Origin of the sequence: Hydrogenophaga borbori (genome assembly GCF_003417535.1) — a bacterium.
GTDB classification, from domain to species: Bacteria; Pseudomonadota; Gammaproteobacteria; order Burkholderiales; family Burkholderiaceae_C; genus Hydrogenophaga; species Hydrogenophaga borbori.
Genome location: NZ_QVLS01000001.1, coordinates 189,281 through 205,768, shown reverse-complemented (window position 1 = coordinate 205,768; position 16,488 = coordinate 189,281). Strand labels below are relative to the sequence as shown.

General features: G+C 71.9%; 16 protein-coding genes. 2 read left to right on the top strand and 14 right to left on the bottom strand.

Annotation, left to right across the window (positions count from 1 at the left end):
- Positions 1–71 precede the first annotated feature (71 nt).
- The 13 genes from hfq to DY262_RS00915 all read right to left on the bottom strand — a co-directional run bounded on the left by hfq (position 72) and on the right by DY262_RS00915 (position 12,798).
- Positions 72–377, bottom strand: coding sequence for an RNA chaperone Hfq (gene hfq / locus DY262_RS00975; RefSeq protein ID WP_070400056.1), 306 nt, complete (start codon positions 375–377; stop codon positions 72–74).
- Positions 378–413: 36 nt separating this feature from the next.
- Positions 414–1,754: a ribosome biogenesis GTPase Der gene (gene der, locus DY262_RS00970; RefSeq protein ID WP_116957134.1), complete on the bottom strand. Its 1,341-nt coding sequence runs from the start codon at positions 1,752–1,754 to the stop codon at positions 414–416.
- A 16-nt stretch (positions 1,755–1,770) separates the two neighbouring features.
- Positions 1,771–2,892 (bottom strand): outer membrane protein assembly factor BamB, encoded by a 1,122-nt coding sequence (gene bamB / locus DY262_RS00965; protein WP_116957133.1) that lies wholly within the window; start codon positions 2,890–2,892, stop codon positions 1,771–1,773.
- Positions 2,889–3,548 carry a YfgM family protein gene (locus tag DY262_RS00960; RefSeq protein ID WP_116957132.1) on the bottom strand — a complete coding sequence of 220 codons (660 nt, stop codon included), beginning with the start codon at positions 3,546–3,548 and terminating at the stop codon, positions 2,889–2,891. The genes bamB and DY262_RS00960 overlap by 4 nt, the downstream gene beginning before the upstream one ends.
- A gap of 51 nt (positions 3,549–3,599) precedes the next feature.
- A complete protein-coding gene (hisS, locus tag DY262_RS00955; protein ID WP_116957131.1) occupies positions 3,600–4,895 on the bottom strand; it encodes a histidine--tRNA ligase in 1,296 nt (431 codons plus the stop codon).
- A gap of 14 nt (positions 4,896–4,909) precedes the next feature.
- Positions 4,910–6,169: a flavodoxin-dependent (E)-4-hydroxy-3-methylbut-2-enyl-diphosphate synthase gene (gene ispG, locus DY262_RS00950; protein WP_116957130.1), complete on the bottom strand. Its 1,260-nt coding sequence runs from the start codon at positions 6,167–6,169 to the stop codon at positions 4,910–4,912.
- An 8-nt stretch (positions 6,170–6,177) separates the two neighbouring features.
- A complete protein-coding gene (locus tag DY262_RS00945) occupies positions 6,178–7,125 on the bottom strand; it encodes a RodZ domain-containing protein (protein WP_116957129.1) in 948 nt (315 codons plus the stop codon).
- The gene (gene pilW / locus DY262_RS00940; protein WP_116957128.1) at positions 7,118–7,963 is read right to left on the bottom strand and encodes a type IV pilus biogenesis/stability protein PilW; all 846 of its coding nucleotides are present in this window, start codon (positions 7,961–7,963) and stop codon (positions 7,118–7,120) included. Before pilW ends, DY262_RS00945 begins: the two co-directional genes overlap by 8 nt.
- Complete coding sequence (gene rlmN / locus DY262_RS00935; RefSeq protein ID WP_116957127.1) at positions 7,960–9,111, bottom strand: dual-specificity RNA methyltransferase RlmN; 1,152 nt, start codon at positions 9,109–9,111, stop codon at positions 7,960–7,962. The genes pilW and rlmN overlap by 4 nt, the downstream gene beginning before the upstream one ends.
- Before the next feature lie 7 nt (positions 9,112–9,118).
- Positions 9,119–9,544, bottom strand: a complete 426-nt coding sequence (gene ndk, locus DY262_RS00930; RefSeq protein WP_070400047.1) for a nucleoside-diphosphate kinase — start codon at positions 9,542–9,544, stop codon at positions 9,119–9,121.
- A gap of 79 nt (positions 9,545–9,623) precedes the next feature.
- The gene (gene rluB / locus DY262_RS00925) at positions 9,624–10,913 is read right to left on the bottom strand and encodes a 23S rRNA pseudouridine(2605) synthase RluB (RefSeq protein WP_181936367.1); all 1,290 of its coding nucleotides are present in this window, start codon (positions 10,911–10,913) and stop codon (positions 9,624–9,626) included.
- Positions 10,879–11,634 carry an SMC-Scp complex subunit ScpB gene (gene scpB, locus DY262_RS00920; RefSeq protein WP_116957527.1) on the bottom strand — a complete coding sequence of 252 codons (756 nt, stop codon included), beginning with the start codon at positions 11,632–11,634 and terminating at the stop codon, positions 10,879–10,881. The genes rluB and scpB overlap by 35 nt, the downstream gene beginning before the upstream one ends.
- Positions 11,635–11,760: 126 nt before the next feature.
- Entirely contained in the window at positions 11,761–12,798 is a 1,038-nt protein-coding gene (locus DY262_RS00915; RefSeq protein ID WP_116957125.1) for an RluA family pseudouridine synthase, read from the bottom strand.
- Between DY262_RS00915 and DY262_RS00910 the strand changes: the two genes are divergently transcribed.
- Complete coding sequence (locus DY262_RS00910) at positions 12,797–13,609, top strand: outer membrane protein assembly factor BamD (RefSeq protein ID WP_070400043.1); 813 nt, start codon at positions 12,797–12,799, stop codon at positions 13,607–13,609. The genes DY262_RS00915 and DY262_RS00910 overlap by 2 nt on opposite strands.
- On the opposite strand, the gene DY262_RS00905 is transcribed toward DY262_RS00910, so the two are convergent.
- Entirely contained in the window at positions 13,572–15,569 is a 1,998-nt protein-coding gene (locus tag DY262_RS00905; protein WP_116957124.1) for an ATP-dependent DNA helicase, read from the bottom strand. The two genes, DY262_RS00910 and DY262_RS00905, sit on opposite strands and share 38 nt — an antisense overlap.
- Positions 15,570–15,721: 152 nt before the next feature.
- On the opposite strand from DY262_RS00905, the gene DY262_RS00900 reads away from it, so the two are divergent.
- Positions 15,722–16,480: a PP2C family protein-serine/threonine phosphatase gene (locus DY262_RS00900; protein ID WP_116957123.1), complete on the top strand. Its 759-nt coding sequence runs from the start codon at positions 15,722–15,724 to the stop codon at positions 16,478–16,480.
- Positions 16,481–16,488: the final 8 nt, after the last annotated feature.

Below are 16,488 nucleotides of genomic sequence, written 5' to 3'. Positions count from 1 at the left end.
CCCTGCGTTGCCCACCCGGCCGTCAGGACGTGCCTGGCGGCTCGGGTTGCGCGTGTCTCGCAGCGGCGGACTCAGGCGGCGTTGGAATCGTCGGGGTTGTTGGCCGAGAACTGCACGGGACGACCGGGAACGATGGTCGAGATGGCGTGCTTGTAGACCATTTGCGTCACGGTGTTGCGCAACAGCACGACGTATTGGTCGAAGGACTCGATCTGGCCCTGCAGCTTGATGCCGTTGACCAGGTAGATCGAGACAGGGACGTGTTCCCGGCGCAATTGGTTCAGGAACGGGTCTTGCAAGAGCTGGCCTTTGTTGTTGCTCACGATATGCTCCGTGTTCGGCTGGTTTTGGAGGGTGGAAACATACCACACGGGCATGCCCTGCGCCTCACTGGGCCATTATTTGTGCCTCGGTCATTCGGCCTTGAAAGGGTTGCTCGAGGTCCTGAACTCGATGCGCAGCGGGGTGCCGACGAGGTCGAAGGCCTTGCGGAAACGCCCCTCCAGGAAGCGCCGGTAGGCGTCGGGCACCCGGTCCAGCGAGTTGCCGTGGATGACGATCACCGGGGGGTTCATGCCGCCCTGGTGGGCGTAGCGCATCTTGGGCCGGGCCTGGCCGCCACGCGACGGCGCCTGGAAGGCCACCGCCTCCTGCAGCAGGCGGGTCAGCACCGGGGTGGGCATCTTGCGCATGGCCGAGGCGTGCGCCTGGGCGATGGAAGCCCACAGCGGCGCCAGGCCCTGGCGCTTCTTCGCTGAAATGCGGTGCAGCGCGGCGAACTTGAGGAACGCCAGGCGGTTTTCGATCTGGCGCTCCAGCTGCTCGCGCTGGTAGCTGTCGATCGCGTCCCATTTGTTGATGGCCACCACCACGGCGCGGCCACTCTCCAGGATGTAGCCCGCGATGTGGGCGTCCTGGTCGGTCACGCCCTGGGTGGCATCGAGCAGCAGCAGCACGACGTTGGCGTTCTCGATGGCCTGGAGCGTCTTGATGACGGAGAACTTCTCGATCGCCTCGAACACGCGGCCCTTGCGGCGCAGGCCGGCCGTGTCGACCAGCTCGAAGCGTTGGCCATTGCGTTCGAAGGGCACGCTGATGGCGTCGCGCGTGGTGCCGGGCATGTCGAAAGCGACCAGGCGCTCCTCGCCAAGCCAGGCATTGATCAGCGTGGATTTGCCGACGTTGGGGCGGCCCGCCACGGTCAGGCGGATGGTGCCGGTGTTGTCCTCGGCCTCGCCCTCTTCGTCCTCGGCCAGGCCGGGGACCTGGTCGAGGGCGGTCTCGATCATGGAGCGAACGCCCTGCCCGTGCGCGCCCGACACGGGCAGCACCTCGCCCAGGCCGAGTTCGAAGAACTCCACCAGCTGGGCGCCCTGGGTCATGCCCTCGGCCTTGTTGGCCACCAGCACGCAGGGCTTGCCCAGGCGGCGCAGGTAGTTGGCGATGTCGTGGTCCTGCGCGCTCAGGCCAGCGCGCGCATCGACCACGAAGAGCACCACGTCGCTTTCGGCCACGGCCTGGCGCGTCTGCTGCGCCATTTCACGGTAGATGCTGCCCTCGCCGGCGTCGGGCTCGAAGCCGCCGGTGTCGACGATGATGTACTCACGTTTGCCCAGGCGGCCATTGCCGTAGTGGCGGTCGCGCGTGAGGCCGGCCAGGTCGGCCACGATGGCGTCGCGTGTGCCCGTGAGGCGGTTGAACAGGGTGGACTTGCCCACGTTGGGGCGGCCCACGAGCGCGACGACGGGTTTCATGGACGGAGCACGGGCCTTATTGCGGGCGCCAGGCGTACAGGCCGCCGCGCGCTGTCATGACCACCAGCGCGTCGCCTGCCAGCACGGGCGGCGATACGATGGCCGAGCCGTCGGTGCTCAGGCGGGCCATTTCACTGCCGTCCTCGCGCGACAGCACGTGCACCAGACCGGTGCCGTCACCCAGCGCGATCACGCGGCCCAGGGCCAGCGGGGCGCTGAGTTGGCGGTACTTCAGGCGCTCGGAACTCCAGGCCTGTTCGCCGCTGTCGCGCCGCCAGGCCAGCAGGGTGCCGTTGCTTTCGGTGCCGAACAGCAGGCGGTCGTCGCCGTGCACACCCACCACGCCCTGCGCCGGTTTGGTCCAGATCACCGAGCCGCGCACGCCGTCCAGGCAGCCCACCGCGGCGCTGTAGGCGCGCACGCAGATGTTGGTGCCGATGCGGCTGACGGGCGCCAGCACGTCGACCAGGCGCTCGACTTCGTTGGTGCCGCGCGCCGTGGCCACGGGCGCTTCCCAGCGCACCGTGCCGTTGTCGGGATTGAGGCCGACCAGGCGGCCGGACACACCGGCCACCAGGGTGTCGCCCACGGCCGCGAGCGCGCCCGGCTGGTTCAGCGTGAGCGGGTCGCCGGTGCGGGTCTGGTTCCACAGGCGCGCGCCATTGGCGGCATCGAAGGCCACCACGCTGCGATCGGCGGTGAGCACGAACACCCGGCCGCCGGCCACCAGCGGCGGCGTGAAGGAACGCGCCGGCAGGCGCACGCGCCAGCGCGCCTCGCCGTCGACGATGGCCACGAGCACGTTGGCGGCGGTGACGACGGCGGCGGTCTGGCCGTCGCTGCCCACGCCCGTGGCCAGGCGGGTGCGCAGGTCCACGCGCCAGGCGTCGGCGCCGCTGTTGGCGTCGATGGCGGCCACCACGCCGGTGGCCCCGGCCGCGAACACGCGGCCGCCCGCGTGCACGGGCACGAAGCCCGGGCCGCCCTCGCCCACGTTGGCGGTCCAGATCTGGCGCGTGCCCATCAGCTGGGTGGCGGGGCCCAGATCCGCCGGCTGCGGCTTCTTGGGCCCGGAGGAGCAGGCCGCGAGCGTGAGCGCGGCCACGAGGCAGAAACTGGCGGTGCCCAGGCGCTTCATGGCTTGGCCCCCGCGTCCACGGCCACGCCCAGCGAGGCCAGCTTCACCGCCACCAGGCGACGCACCTCATTGCCGGCATCCAGTGCCTTCCAGGCGGCCTCGTACTGGGCCTTGGCCTCGTCGGTCTTGCCCTGCGCCAGCAGCACGTCGCCACGGCGGTCGGCCAGCAGCGGCTCGAAGGGCGCCGGCACCTTGGCCTGCAGCACCTGCAGGGCGGCGTCGGGCTTGCCGGCCTGCAGCTCCACCGAGGCCAGGCGCAGGCGGGCGACGGCCTGCAGGCCCTCGTCCTTGCTCTCGTTCAACACGGCCTGCAGGGCTTCGCGCGCCTTGTCGAGCTGGCCGCCATCGAACAGCGCCTTGCCGGCCAGCAGGCCGGCCTGGGCGGAGAAGGTGGTGCGGGCGAAATCGGCGCGCATGTCGGCCAGCACGCGGCCCACGCGGTCCAGGTCCTTGGACTGCACGGCGCGGTCGACCTCTTCATAGAGCACCGCCGCCTTGGCCGCCTGGTTGCGCTGCCACCAGTTCCAGCCGTTGTAGGCGGCGAAACCGCCGAACACCACGATGAGCAGCCAGCTGATGGCGTTGCCGTACTTGGCCCAGAAGTGTTTGATCTGGTCGAGCTGTTCCTGCTCTTCGAGGTCGAGGTGTTTGGCCATGGGACTCGTCGTTCGCGAAAGTGCTGGATTGTAGGTAGGCGGGCGACCCGCTCAGCGCGCGCGAAGGCGGGCAGCGATGGCGCCGGGATCGGCCAGGGGCAGCATCACCTGCCCCGCCGCCTGCTCGCGCTCGCCGCGCAGGGGCTTGAGCGCCACCTGGCCCAAGGCGATTTCCTCGGCTCCAAAGATGAGCGCGAAGCGTGCGCCGCTGGCGTCGGCCTTCTTGAACTGCGATTTCATGCTGCCCATGCCCTCGGCACCGGCGGCGTGCATCTGCACGCGGGCGCCGGCCTGGCGCAGGGCGCGCAGCAGCGGCATGACGCGCGGCAGCTCGGCGGCGTCGGGCACCACGGCGTAGGCGTCGGGCACCGGCGCTTCGGGCAGGCGGCCCTGCTCTTTCAGCAGCTCCAGGATGCGCTCCATGCCCAGGGCCCAGCCCACGGCAGGCGTGGGCTTGCCGCCGATCTGCTCGAACAGGCCGTCGTAGCGGCCGCCCGCGCACACCGTGCCCTGCGAGCCGAGCTGGGTGGTGACGAACTCGAACACCGTCAGGTTGTAGTAGTCCATGCCGCGCACCAGGCGCGGATTGACGCGGTAGGCGATGCCATGCGCCTCCAGCAGGGCCTTCACGCGCCCGAAGTGCGCGAGCGATTCGGCACCCAGGTGGTCCATGAGCCTAGGCGCCGCGTTCACCAGCGCCTGCATGGCGGGGTTCTTGGTGTCCAGGATGCGCAGCGGGTTGCTGTGCAGGCGGCGCTTGGCGTCCTCGTCGAGCTGTTCGGCGTGCGACTCCAGGTAGGCGATCAGCGCCTGGCGGTGCGCCAGGCGTTCGGCGGGCTGGCCCAGGCTGTTGATCTCGAGCTCGATGCCCGTGAGGCCCAGCGTGGCCCACAGGTCGCTGGCCAGCACGATGAGTTCGACGTCGACGTCGGGGCCGGCGAAGCCCAGGGCCTCGGCGCCGAACTGGTGGAACTGGCGGTAGCGGCCACGCTGCGGGCGCTCGTGCCGGAACATGGGGCCCATGTAGTACAGGCGCTTGGGGCCGTCGTAGAGCATGGAATGCTCCAGGGCGGCGCGCACCACGCCGGCGGTGTTCTCGGGCCGCAGCGTGAGTTGCTCGCCATTGAGCCGGTCCTCGAAGGAGTACATCTCCTTCTCGACGATGTCGGTCACCTCGCCCAGGCCCCGCACGAACAGCGCCGTGGGCTCCACGATGGGCGTGCGCAGGTTGCGGTAGCCGTAGCCCGCCATGAGCGCGCGCAGCGTATCTTCCAGCCACTCCCAGTGCGCCGACTGCGGAGGGGCGATGTCGTTCATGCCTTTGACGGCAACCAGTTTCTCGGCCATGGAAAAAAGGGCGGTCAGGCGTGCAACACGCCGAACCGCTTCTCGATGTAGTTTTCGACGATGGTCTGGAACTCGCGCGCGATGCCCTCACCGCGCAGCGTGACGGCTTTCTGGCCGTCGATGAACACCGGCGCGGCCGGCGCCTCGCCGGTGCCGGGCAGGCTGATGCCGATGTCGGCGTGCTTGCTTTCGCCCGGTCCGTTGACGATGCAGCCCATGACCGCAACCTTCAGCCCCTCGACACCCGGATAGCGCTCGCGCCAGACCGGCATCGAGGCCCGCAGGTAATCGTCGATCTGCTTGGCCAGTTCCTGGAACGTGGTGCTGGTGGTGCGGCCGCAGCCGGGGCAGGCGGTCACGCTGGGCACGAAGCTGCGCAGGCCCAGGGCCTGCAGGATCTCCAGGCCGACCACCACCTCCTGCGTGCGCGCCTCGCCGGGCTGCGGCGTGAGCGAGATGCGGATGGTGTCGCCGATGCCCTGCTGCAGCAGCACCGACAGCGCGGCGGTGGAGGCCACCGCGCCCTTGGTGCCCATGCCGGCCTCGGTGAGGCCCAGGTGCAGGGGGTAGTCGCAGCGCTGCGCCAGCGCCTGGTAGACGGCGATGAGGTCCTGCACCGCGCTGACCTTGCAGGACAGCACGATGTTCTCGCCCGGCAGGCCGATGGCCTCGGCGCGTTCGGCGGACGAGATGGCCGAGGTGATGAGCGCCTCGTACATCACCTGCTTGGCGTCCCAGGGCTTGGCGCGCGCGTGGTTGTCGTCCATGAGGCGCGCGAGCAGGTCCTGGTCCAGGCTGCCCCAATTCACGCCGATGCGGACGTGCTTGCCGTGGCGCGCGGCGATCTCGACCATCTGCGCGAACTGGCGGTCGCCTTTCTCGCCGCGCCCCACGTTGCCGGGGTTGATGCGGTACTTGGACAAGGCCTCGGCGCAGGCCGGGTGGTCGCTGAGCAGGCGGTGGCCGTTGTAGTGGAAGTCGCCGATCAGGGGCACCGCGATGCCCATGCGGTCGAGCTGCTCGCGGATGTGCGGCACGGCCTTCGCGGCCTCGTCGTTGTTGACGGTGATGCGCACGAGCTCGGAGCCGGCCTGGGCCAGCTCCTTCACCTGGATGGCGGTGGCGATGGCGTCGGCCGTGTCGGTGTTGGTCATCGACTGCACACGCACCGGGGCGTCGCCGCCGATGGACACGCCGTGATCGCCCCAGCGCACCACGCCCTGGCGGGTGCGCCGGCGCGGGGCTTCGGGCAGGGGAATCGGGCCGTCGGACATGCGGAAGCTCACTTGGCGTCGAAGCGCGCGACGTCGTTGCGCGCGACGCCGGCGGCGTCGAAGGCGCGGCCGCGCAGCTTGACCTGCACCGCGCTGGCCTTGCCGATGGTCACCGCGTACGGCGGGGCGGCCGAGAACTCGACGCGCTCGCCGCGCTGCAGCAGCCGCTGCAGCACCACGGTGCCGGTGCCGTTCACCACTTCGGCCCAGGACTCGTCGCGGGCCTCGATCTGCAGCACGGCGCCGCCAGGGGGCGTGGCCGCGGCCGGCGCCTCGGGGACGACGACGGGTGCTGCGGCGGCTGCGCTGGGCGCCGCGCCCGGGGCCGTGGGCGAATGGGCCGGCGGCGGCGAGGCCGCCCCGGTGTCGGCCGGGCCGGTGGTTTCTTCGCCCGCGGGCGCGCTGGGCGCGCCCGGCGTGGCCTCGGACGGCTGGAAGATCGGCAGCCCCGGCGCGGCGGCGGGGGCCGCAGGCGCGGCGGCCTCCTGGGCGGTGTCGGGCGTGCCCTGCGCCACGTCCGCGGGCTCCATGTCGGGCAGGAACATGACCACCAGCGCCGCCAGCAGCAGGGCGATGGCGCCCAGCAGCGCGGGGCGCGACAGCCAGGTCAGCGGGCTGGCGGCGGGCGCCTCGCTCGCGGGCTTGAAGGGCGCGTTGATGGTGCTGTCGCTGTCGCGCAGCGCGGGCTTGGGGTTCAGCGGTATCTGCTCCAGCACCGGCGCCGGATCGATCCGCAGCTGGCGGCAGGCGCTGGAGGCCAGGGCGCGCGCGAAGGTCAGGTCGGGCAGTTCCTCGTAGCGGCCGGCCTCCAGGGCCTCGAGCTTGCGCACAGGCACCTTGAGCGCGGCGGCCAGTGCCGCGATATGCAGTCCCGCGGCCTCGCGGGCCTCGCTCAAACGCACCGGCCGGCTCGCCGCCGGTGCCGATTCGAGGGTCTGCTCCCCCAACTCACTCATTGAATGCCCCCCGTTGGTACGCCGCCCATTGGGGCGACTGTGGAAAACGCCGGCCCAGCTGCTGGGCGAGCTGCGCCGCCGCCACGTCGTTGTTGAGCTGGCGCTCGACCTTCACGCCGAGCCACAGCGTTTCGGCGTTGGCGAGTTCGGAGTTGTTGACGCGGCGGATGATGAACTGGGCCCCCTGGCTGTCGCCCCGGCGGTGCTTGAGGCTGGCCAGGTTGTAGGCGGCGATCGGGTTGCTCGGGTCGAACTCGTAGGCGCGCGCGAGCGTAGCCTCGGCGTCCTGCAGCTTGCCCGCGCGAATCTGGCAGACGCCCTGAACCAGCCAGGTGCGCGCGCGCCCGCCGTAGGTGGGCACGGCCAGGGCCTGGTTGAACATCTCGTCGGCCTGCACGTAGCGGGCCTGCTCACAGGCGAACAGGCCGTAGCTGTGCAGGGCCTGCGCGTCGCGCGGGTTGATCTGCAGCGCGCGGCGAAAGCTCTCCTCGGCCAGCGCCACGTCGTTCAGGCGCATGTAGACCAGGCCGCGCAGGATGTAGGCCGGCGCGTAGTTCGGATCGGCCTGCAGCGAGAGCTTGATCTCGTCGAGCGCGACGGTGGTCTGGCCCTGCTCGTAGTAGCTGGCGGCCAGCTCGTAGCGGATGCGCGCGCGGCGCACCGCGGGCGGCTCGTCGGAGGCGGTGATGGGCTCCACGCCCGGCGTGGGCGAAGCCGACACGCGCGGCGCCTGCGAGGAGGCGCAACCGGCCAACCACGCCAGCGCCAGCACCATGGACAGGAGCCACAGGGCTTGGACGGTGCGGCTGCGCGGCGGTCGGTTCGCGAAGGGGGTCATGCCTGCCTTTCCTTTTCCTTGGTCATCAAACGGATGGGCTGCACCGATTCGCGGCGGCGCGCCATGCGGCGCGCGGCGTCGGTGCGATCCAGCACGTCGCCGGCGAGCTGGCCGCAGGCGGCGTCGATGTCGTCGCCGCGCGTCTTGCGGATCGTGGTGACGATGCCCCCTTCGTTGAGCGCCTGGCCGAAGCGCTGCACCGCGGCGCGCGGCGAGCAGCGCAGGCCCGAATCGGGGAAGGGGTTGAAGGGAATGAGGTTGAGCTTGGCCGGCACGCCGCGGCCGGCGTGCCCGCGCAGCAGCTTGAGCAGGGCCTGCGCGTGCTCGGGCTGGTCGTTCACGCCGTCGAGCATGCAGTACTCGAAGGTGATGAAGTCGCGCGGCGCGGCCGGCAGGTAGCGCAGGCAGGCGTCGAGCAGTTCGGCGATGGGGTACTTGCGGTTCAGCGGCACCAGGTCGTCGCGCAGCGGATCGAAGGGCGCGTGCAGCGAGACGGCCAAGGCCACCGGGCAGTCCTGCGCCAGGCGGTCGATCATGGGCACCACGCCCGAGGTGGAGACGGTCACGCGCCGGCGCGACAGGCCATAGGCGTGGTCGTCGAGCATGGTCTTGAGCGCGGGCACCAGCGCGTGGTAGTTCTGCAGCGGCTCTCCCATGCCCATCATGACCACGTTGGTGATCACGCGTTCCCCGGGGCGGTTGAGAAACACGCGCAGGAAGAACTCGGCGTGCCAGAGCTGGGCCAGGATCTCGCCGGTGGTGAGGTTGCGCGAGAAGCCCTGGTGCCCGGTGGAGCAGAAACGGCAGCCCACGGCGCAGCCCGCCTGCGAGGACACGCACAGCGTCCCGCGGTCGTCCTCGGGGATGAACACGGTCTCGACGGCGTTGCCGTCACCGACGTCGAACAGCCACTTGATGGTGCCGTCGGCCGAGTCCTGGCGCGAGAGCACGCGCAGGCCTTCGACGCGCGCCACGCCGGGCAGCTTCTCGCGCAGGCTGCGCGCGAGGTCGGTCATCTGGGAGAAATCGGACGCACCGCGCTGGTGGATCCAGCGAAAGAGCTGGACGGCGCGGAAGCGCTTTTCGCCCAGCCCTTCGCAGAAGGCGGCCAGCCCCTCGAGATCGAAGTCGAGCAGGTTGACCGTCATGACATGATCAACGCGAGTAGACGTTCATGCCGGGGAAGAAGAAACCCACTTCCACGGCGGCCGTCTCGGGCGCGTCGGAGCCGTGCACCGCGTTGGCGTCGATGCTGTCGGCGAAATCGGCGCGGATGGTGCCGGCGGCGGCCTTCTTCGGGTCGGTGGCACCCATCAGGTCGCGGTTCTTGAGGATGGCGCCCTCGCCTTCGAGCACCTGGATCATCACCGGGCCGCTGATCATGAACTCGACCAGGTCCTTGAAGAAGGGGCGCGCGCTGTGCACGGCGTAGAACTGCTCGGCTTCGCGGCGCGACAGGTGGGCCATCTTGGCGGCCACGACCTTCAGGCCAGCGGCCTCGAAACGGGCGTAAATCTGGCCGATGACGTTCTTGGCGACGGCGTCGGGTTTGATGATCGAGAGGGTGCGTTCGATGGCCATGGGTTTCCTGAAGTTTTGAGAGCGATCGGAGCAGCGGACCCGTGGTCCGCAAAGCCCGCCATTCTACATGGCGGAAGTGTCAGCCCCTGGGGCGGCGCCCCTGTGGACGGGGGGGTTTGCCGATGCCTTTGCCCGGGGCTTTGCCGCCCTGGCGGCGCTGGCGCTGCACCGCGTCGTGGCCGATGTAGCCCTGGCTGGTCTTCATCGGATCGGGCGGGCCGCCGCTGCTTCGACCGCGGGCCGCGGCGCCCTCGGCGCGGCGCGGCGCGGACGGCTTGGGCGGCGGCGATTTGGGACCCGGCCCCTGGCGGCGGCGCGCGCTGACCGGGGCCGGGGCGTCGCCGCGCGAGCCCCGGGGCGTGGCATCGGCCAGGCCGGCCGCCTGGCCCAGGCGCTGCACGTCGCGCTCGCCCAGTTCGATCCAGGCCCCGCGCGGCAGGCCGCGCGGCAGCACCACGGCCCCGTAGCGGATGCGGATGAGCCGGCTCACGGCATGGCCGACGGCTTCGAACAGCCGGCGCACCTCGCGGTTGCGGCCTTCGCCGATGGTGACGCGGTACCAGCAGTTGGCGCCCTCGCCGCCGCCGTCCTCGATGGACTGGAACTGCGCCATGCCGTCTTCCAGCTGGACGCCGTCCAGCAGGCGCTGCCGCTCTTCGTTGGAGATGGCGCCGAGCACGCGCACGGCGTACTCGCGCTGCAGGCCGAAGCGCGGGTGCATCAGGCGGTTGGCCAGTTCGCCGGCGTTGGTGAACAGCAGCAGGCCCTCGGTGTTGAGGTCGAGCCGCCCCACCGACTGCCACTTGCCCTGGTACAGGCGCGGCAGGCGGCGAAACACCGTGGGGCGGTTCTGCGGGTCGTCGTGGGTGACGACCTCGCCGGCGGGCTTGTGGTAGGCCAGCACGCGCGGCGCCGGCGGCTGCAGGCGCACGCGCAGGGGCTTGCCGTCCAGGCGGATCTGGTCGCCGTGCTGGATGCGCTGGCCGATGTGGGCGGGCTGGCCGTTGACCGAGAGGCGGCCCTGCACGATGAGTTGCTCCATCTCGAGCCGCGAACCCAGGCCGGCCTGGGCCAGCACCTTGTGCAGCTTGGGCGATTCGGCCTCGGGCGCGAGCACGCGCTTGGCCGGCTCGGCGGGCGCCTCGGGGGCCTGCGATTGGGCCTCGTCGAAGGCGCCGCTGACGACCTCGTCGAAGCGCAGGGCGTCGGCGTCGGCCGCGGGTGCGTCCGCGCGCCGCGGGCGCTCGGTGCGCGGCTTGTCGACGCGCGCCGCGTCGGTGCGCGGCTGGCTGGCGCGCGGCCGATCGGACCGGGGCTTGCTGGCGCTGGGCCGATCAGGCCGGGGTTTGCGTGGGGTGGCCGGGCTCATCGGAATCGTCCTCAGGGGCGGGTTCTTCGGCCGCGGGCGGTTTGCCCTCGGCCAGGGTGGCGGTCTCGTCGGCCGAGCGTTCGGCGGGCGGCTCGGCCGCGGCATCGCCAGCGGCATCGCCAGCGGCATCGCCGCCCTCGCCCGCCTCGACCGGCAGCTGCGCCGCCAGGCTCTCGAAATCGAGCGAGCCCAGCGAGGACTCCTGCACCCCGCTGGCCTCCAGCGGCGGCAGCTGGTCGAGCGAGCTCAGGCCCAGGTCGTCGAGAAACTGGCGGGTGGTGGCGAACAGCGCCGGACGGCCCACGGTCTCGCGGTGGCCGATCACCTCGACCCAGCCGCGGTCCTCCAGCTGCTTGAGGATCAGCGAGTTGATGGTGACCCCCCGGATGTCCTCCATGTCGCCGCGCGTCACGGGCTGGCGGTAGGCGATGATGGCCAGCGTCTCCAGCGTGGCGCGCGAGTAGCGCGGCGGCTTCTCGGGGTGCAGGCGGTCCAGGTAGTGGCGCATCTCGGGCCGGCTCTGGAAGCGCCAGCCGCTGGCCACGGGCACCAGCTCCACGCCGCGCCCGGTCCATTCGAGCTGCAGCTCGCCCAGCAGGGTCTTGAGGGTGTCATTGGCGAGTTCGCCGTCGAACAGCACCGAGAGTTCGCGCAGCGTCATCGGCTGCGCGGCACAGATGAGGGCCGTCTCGAGGACACGCTTGGCATCCGTGGTGTTCATGATGGTCTTGGTCGCTCGGCGCCGGGGCCGCGAAGAATGGGCTCTGGGTGGGCGGGGCCGGGGAAGAGGTCCCGGGCATGGGCCGCGGCACGGGCCGCGAAAGGGGCGTCCGCCGATGCGGGCGGATCAGTCGATCAGGCCCTGGCCGGCAGGGGGCGGATTGTACCGGAGCCCCCCGGCGGCCAAGGCGGCGGTCAGGTCCTCGGGCGGGTCGCGCCAGAAGGCCAGCGGCACCCCGGAAACCGGGTGCGACAGGCGCAGCGACGCCGCGTGCAGCGCCTGCCGCTGCAGGCCCCAGAGCGGCCGGCCGCCGTACAGCGTGTCGCCCACCAGCGGATGGCCCAGCCAGGCCATGTGCACGCGGATCTGGTGCGTGCGCCCGGTGTGCAGCTTGCAGGCCACCAGCATGGCCTCGCCGCAGCGGTCGAGGGCGAGGAAGTCGCTCTGCGCCGGCTTGCCCGCGCCCTCGCCCACCACCGCCATGCGCAGGCGGTTGCGGGGGTCGCGGCCGATCGGTTCGCGCACCGTGCGCAGGCCCTCGTGCCGCCAGGCGCCGTGCGCGATGGCCAGGTACTGGCGCCCCACTTCGCGGGCAGCGATGGCGCTCACCAGCGCCTGCATGGCGGGGCGCGACTTGGCGACCATCATCAGGCCCGAGGTGTCCTTGTCGAGCCGGTGCACGATGCCCGCGCGCGGCAACGCGGCGGCGCCCGGGTGGTGCGCGAGCAGGCCGTTGAGCAGCGTGCCGCCCCAATGCCCGGCCGCCGGGTGCACCACCAGCCCGGCGGGCTTGTCGATGACCAGCAGGTGCTCGTCCTCGAACACCCGGTCCAGCGCCATGGGCTCGGCCACAAAGGCGCGCGCCTGCGGCGTGGGCCGCAGCGCGACCACCACCGTGTCGCCCGCCGACACGCGCGTGGCAGCCTTGGTGCAGGCGCGCTCGCGCCAGAGCACGCCGCCGTCGGCCAGCAGCTGCTGCAGGTAGGAGCGGGAGAACTCGGGCACCAGCGCGGCCAGCGCGCGGTCCAGCCGCCAGCCATGCAGCCCGGCGGGGACCTCGTGGCGGCGCTGCTCGGCCTGTTCGTCCCAGGGCTCGCCCTCGGGCGCCACACCCCCGGCCGATATACTGTCCGCTTCGTTCAACGAGTCCTGTTCCAGCGCCATGCCCTTGAAGTTGAGCCGTGGATTATCGGCCCCGTCCCTGGCCGCCGTCGCCCTGGCGCTGCTGCTGCAGGGCTGCAGCACGACCCCGGTCGATGAGACCATTGGCTGGAGCCCCAACCGCCTCTACAGCGAGGCCACGGACGAGCGCGACGCCGGCAACTACGCGCGCGCCGTCACCCTGTTCGAAAAGCTCGAAGGCCGCGCCGCCGGTACGCCGCTGGCGCAGCAGGCCCAGCTCGACAAGGCCTACACCCAGTACCGCGGCGACGAGCCCGCGCAGGCCCTGGCCACGCTGGACCGCTTCATGCGCCTGCACCCGGCCAGCCCCGCGTTCGACTACGCGCTCTACCTCAAGGGTCTGGTCAACTTCAATGACAACCTGGGTCTCTTCGGCTCGCTGGCGCGCCAGGACCTGTCCGAGCGCGACCAGAAGGCGGCCAAGGAATCCTACGAGGCCTTCCGCGAGCTGAGCACGCGCTTTCCCCAGTCGCGCTACACGCCGGACGCGGTGGCGCGCATGCGCTACATCGTGAACTCGCTCGCGCAGTACGAGGTGCACGTGGCGCGCTACTACTTCGGCCGGGGCGCCTACCTGGCGGCCATCAACCGCGCGCAGTCGGCGCTGACCGATTACACCGACGCGCCCGCGCTCGAAGAGGCGCTGTACATCCTCGTGCAGTCCTACGACGCCCTGGGCATGACCCAGCTGCGCGACGACGCCGCGCGGGTGATGCGCGCGAGCTACCCGAACAGCGAGTACGTCGAGCACGGCTTCAAGAAGTCGAGCGATCCGTGGTGGAAGCTCTGGTGAGCGCCGCCAGTTCGCCCAGCCACGCGTCCACCTCCGCCTCCGTGTCCAGCCAGCGGCTGGGCGGCAGCGCCGCCAGCAGCGCCGGGCCGTAGGCGCGCCGGCGCAGGCGCACGTCGCCGATCACGATCAGGCCCCGATCGCCCGCGCGGCGGATCAGTCGCCCCACCCCCTGTCGCAGGGCCATCGCCGCGTCGGCCAGCTGCACCTCGCTGAACGGGTCGGCGCCCAGCGCCTGGGCGCGCGCCAGGCGCTGCCGCAGCCAGGGGTCGTCGGGCGGCGCAAACGGCAGCTTGTCGATCACCAGCAGCTGCAGGGCCTCGCCCGGCACGTCGATGCCCTGCCACAGCGCGCCGCTGGCCACCACCACCGTGGGCGCCGCGCCGCCCGCGCGGCGCAGGGCCTCCAGCGCGGCGTGCGTGGGGCGCTCGCCCACCAGCAACACCCGCCAGTCCGGCCGGGCGCGCGCCTGAAGGGCCTGCGCGATCCGCTGCGCCGCGCGCCGCGTGGTGGCCAGCACCAGGCAGCGGCCGCCCAGCCGCGCGATCCAGGGCACGATGCGCTCGGCCAGGGCCTGCGCGTGCGTGGCCTCGGCGGGCTCGGGCAGGTCCTCGGGCACAAACAGCGCGGCGGCGCTGGGGTCTTGGTCGTCCGCCACCAGGCGCAGCGCGCGCGGCGACCAGGCGGCATCCACCGCCAGGGCCTGGCGGTGCCAGCCCAGTGCGTCGTCCAGACCGAGCGTGGCCGAGGCGTGCACCACGCTGCGCGCGCCCAGCGGCGCCGCGGTGGCCAGGGCCAGCGCGGCCACATCCTGGCCCTGCGCCGCCGGCCGCAGGCAGGTCCAGTCTCCGGGCGAACGCCAATCAAGCCAGACCGCCGACGGGTCCTCGCTGCTCAGCAGCGTGTGCAGCACCTGCGCCATCGAGCGGGTGCGCTCCAACAGGCGGCGCGGGCGCGGATCGGCCTCGCCGCTGGCCGTGAGCGCGGCCTGCGCCGCGGCGACGGCGTGGGCCAGCCGCCAGGGCGCCAGTCGATCGCCCAGAGGCCAGGCCTGCCGGCCCTCGCGCGGCGGCAGCGCCGCCAGCGCCTGGGCCAGCGCGCGCGTGGCCGATTGCCCGTCGTGCGCGAGCAGCCGCCACGCCTGCAGGCCGCGCAGCGGGCCGTCGGCCAGCGCGGCGAGATCGGCCCACAGGCGCTGCAGCGCCGCCTGGTCGAAGGCCTCGGCGCCCAGTTGCGCGCGCAGCGCGTGCAGGGCATGCGCCTCGTCGAACACCACCACGTCCACCTCCGGCAGCAGGCGCGGGCGACCCAGGTGGTGGCGCTGCAGCTCGGCCAGCCACAGGTGGTGGTTGATGACCACCACGTCGGCCGCCAGCGCGGCGCGGCGCGCGCGCTCCACGTGGCAATCGGCCCAGCGCGCGCAGGCCTGGCGCGCGCAGTTCTCGCTGGTGGAGGTGATGCGCCCGTGCAGGCCGGCGATGGCGTCGGTGCCGGCGACCTGGTCGAGGTCGCCATCGCCGCCGCGCTCCGCCCAGGCCAGCAGTTCACGCAACCAGGCGTGTTCGGCCGGCGCGCCCGCGCGCGGGCCCTGCTCCACCGCCGCCTGCAGGCGCGCCAGGCAGACGTAGCGTCCGCGGCCCTTGAGCAGGGCCACGCGCACCGGCTGGCCGGTGGCGCTGGCCAGGCGCGGCAGGTCGCGCTCGGCCAATTGGCGCTGCAGCACGTGGGTACTGGTGGAGACCAGCGCGCGCCGGCCCGACAGCAGCCAGGGCAGCAGGTAAGCCAGGGTCTTGCCGCTGCCCGCCGGGGCCTCGACCAGCAGCGCGCCCCCGCCCTCGATGGCCTGCGCCACCGCCTGCGCCATGGCGGCCTGCGCCGCTCGCGCGGTCCAGCCGGGCCAGGCCCGGGCCAGCGCGCCACCGGGCGCGAGTGCCTGTGCCACGCGGGCGCCGAGTTCGCTCATGCGAACGCCTGCGCGCAGCGCGCCGCGAGGCGGGCCTCATCGGGCCGCCGTGCGAGGCGCACGCGGGCCTCCCCCGTCCGGCCGGCCGGACGGGGATTAGTGGATACCATTGCGACCACCGCGCCCCCGCCGCTCCAACCGATCGAATCCATATGAGCAAAGGCTATCGCATCCTGGCATCGACCGGCATCCACAAGGGTGACCGCGACTACCAGCAGGACCAGGTCGAACTGATGCAGCACACGCGCATCCCCAACTGCCTGCTGGCCGTGCTGGCCGACGGCATGGGCGGGCGCAGCGGCGGCCGCAAGGCCTCGGACCAGGTGATGCTCACGGCACGCCAGCTGTTCAACCGCTTCGACCCCGAAACCGACGACCCACGGGCCCTGCTCAAGCAGATCGTCAACGAGTCGCACATGGTGATCAAGCTGACGGCGGTGTCGGCCGAGCAGGAGCCGCACAGCACCATCGCGGCCTTCTTGCTGCTGCCCAACGGCGAGAGCCACTGGGTGCACGCCGGCGACTCCCGGGTTTACCACTTCCGCCAGGGCAAGCTGCTGCACCGCACGACGGACCACTCCTACGTGCAGACCCTGGTCAACCAGGGCGAGATCACCGAACAGGAAGCCCTGGACCACCCGCACGCCAACATCCTGATGGGTTGCCTGGGCACCGAGAACGACCCGCCGATCGACCTGCACGCGGTGCCCAAGCTGAACGCGGGCGACGCGCTGATGGCCTGCAGCGACGGCATCTGGCACTACTTTTCGCCCGAGGAGCTGGCCAGCACCATCGCCATGCTCTCGCCGCGCGAGGCCTGTGAGTTCCTGATCCAGAAGGCGCGCACCCGGGCGCGGGGGACGGGAGACAACCTCTCGCTGGTGGTCGTCAAGCTCGACCCCTTGATCTGAGCGCCGCG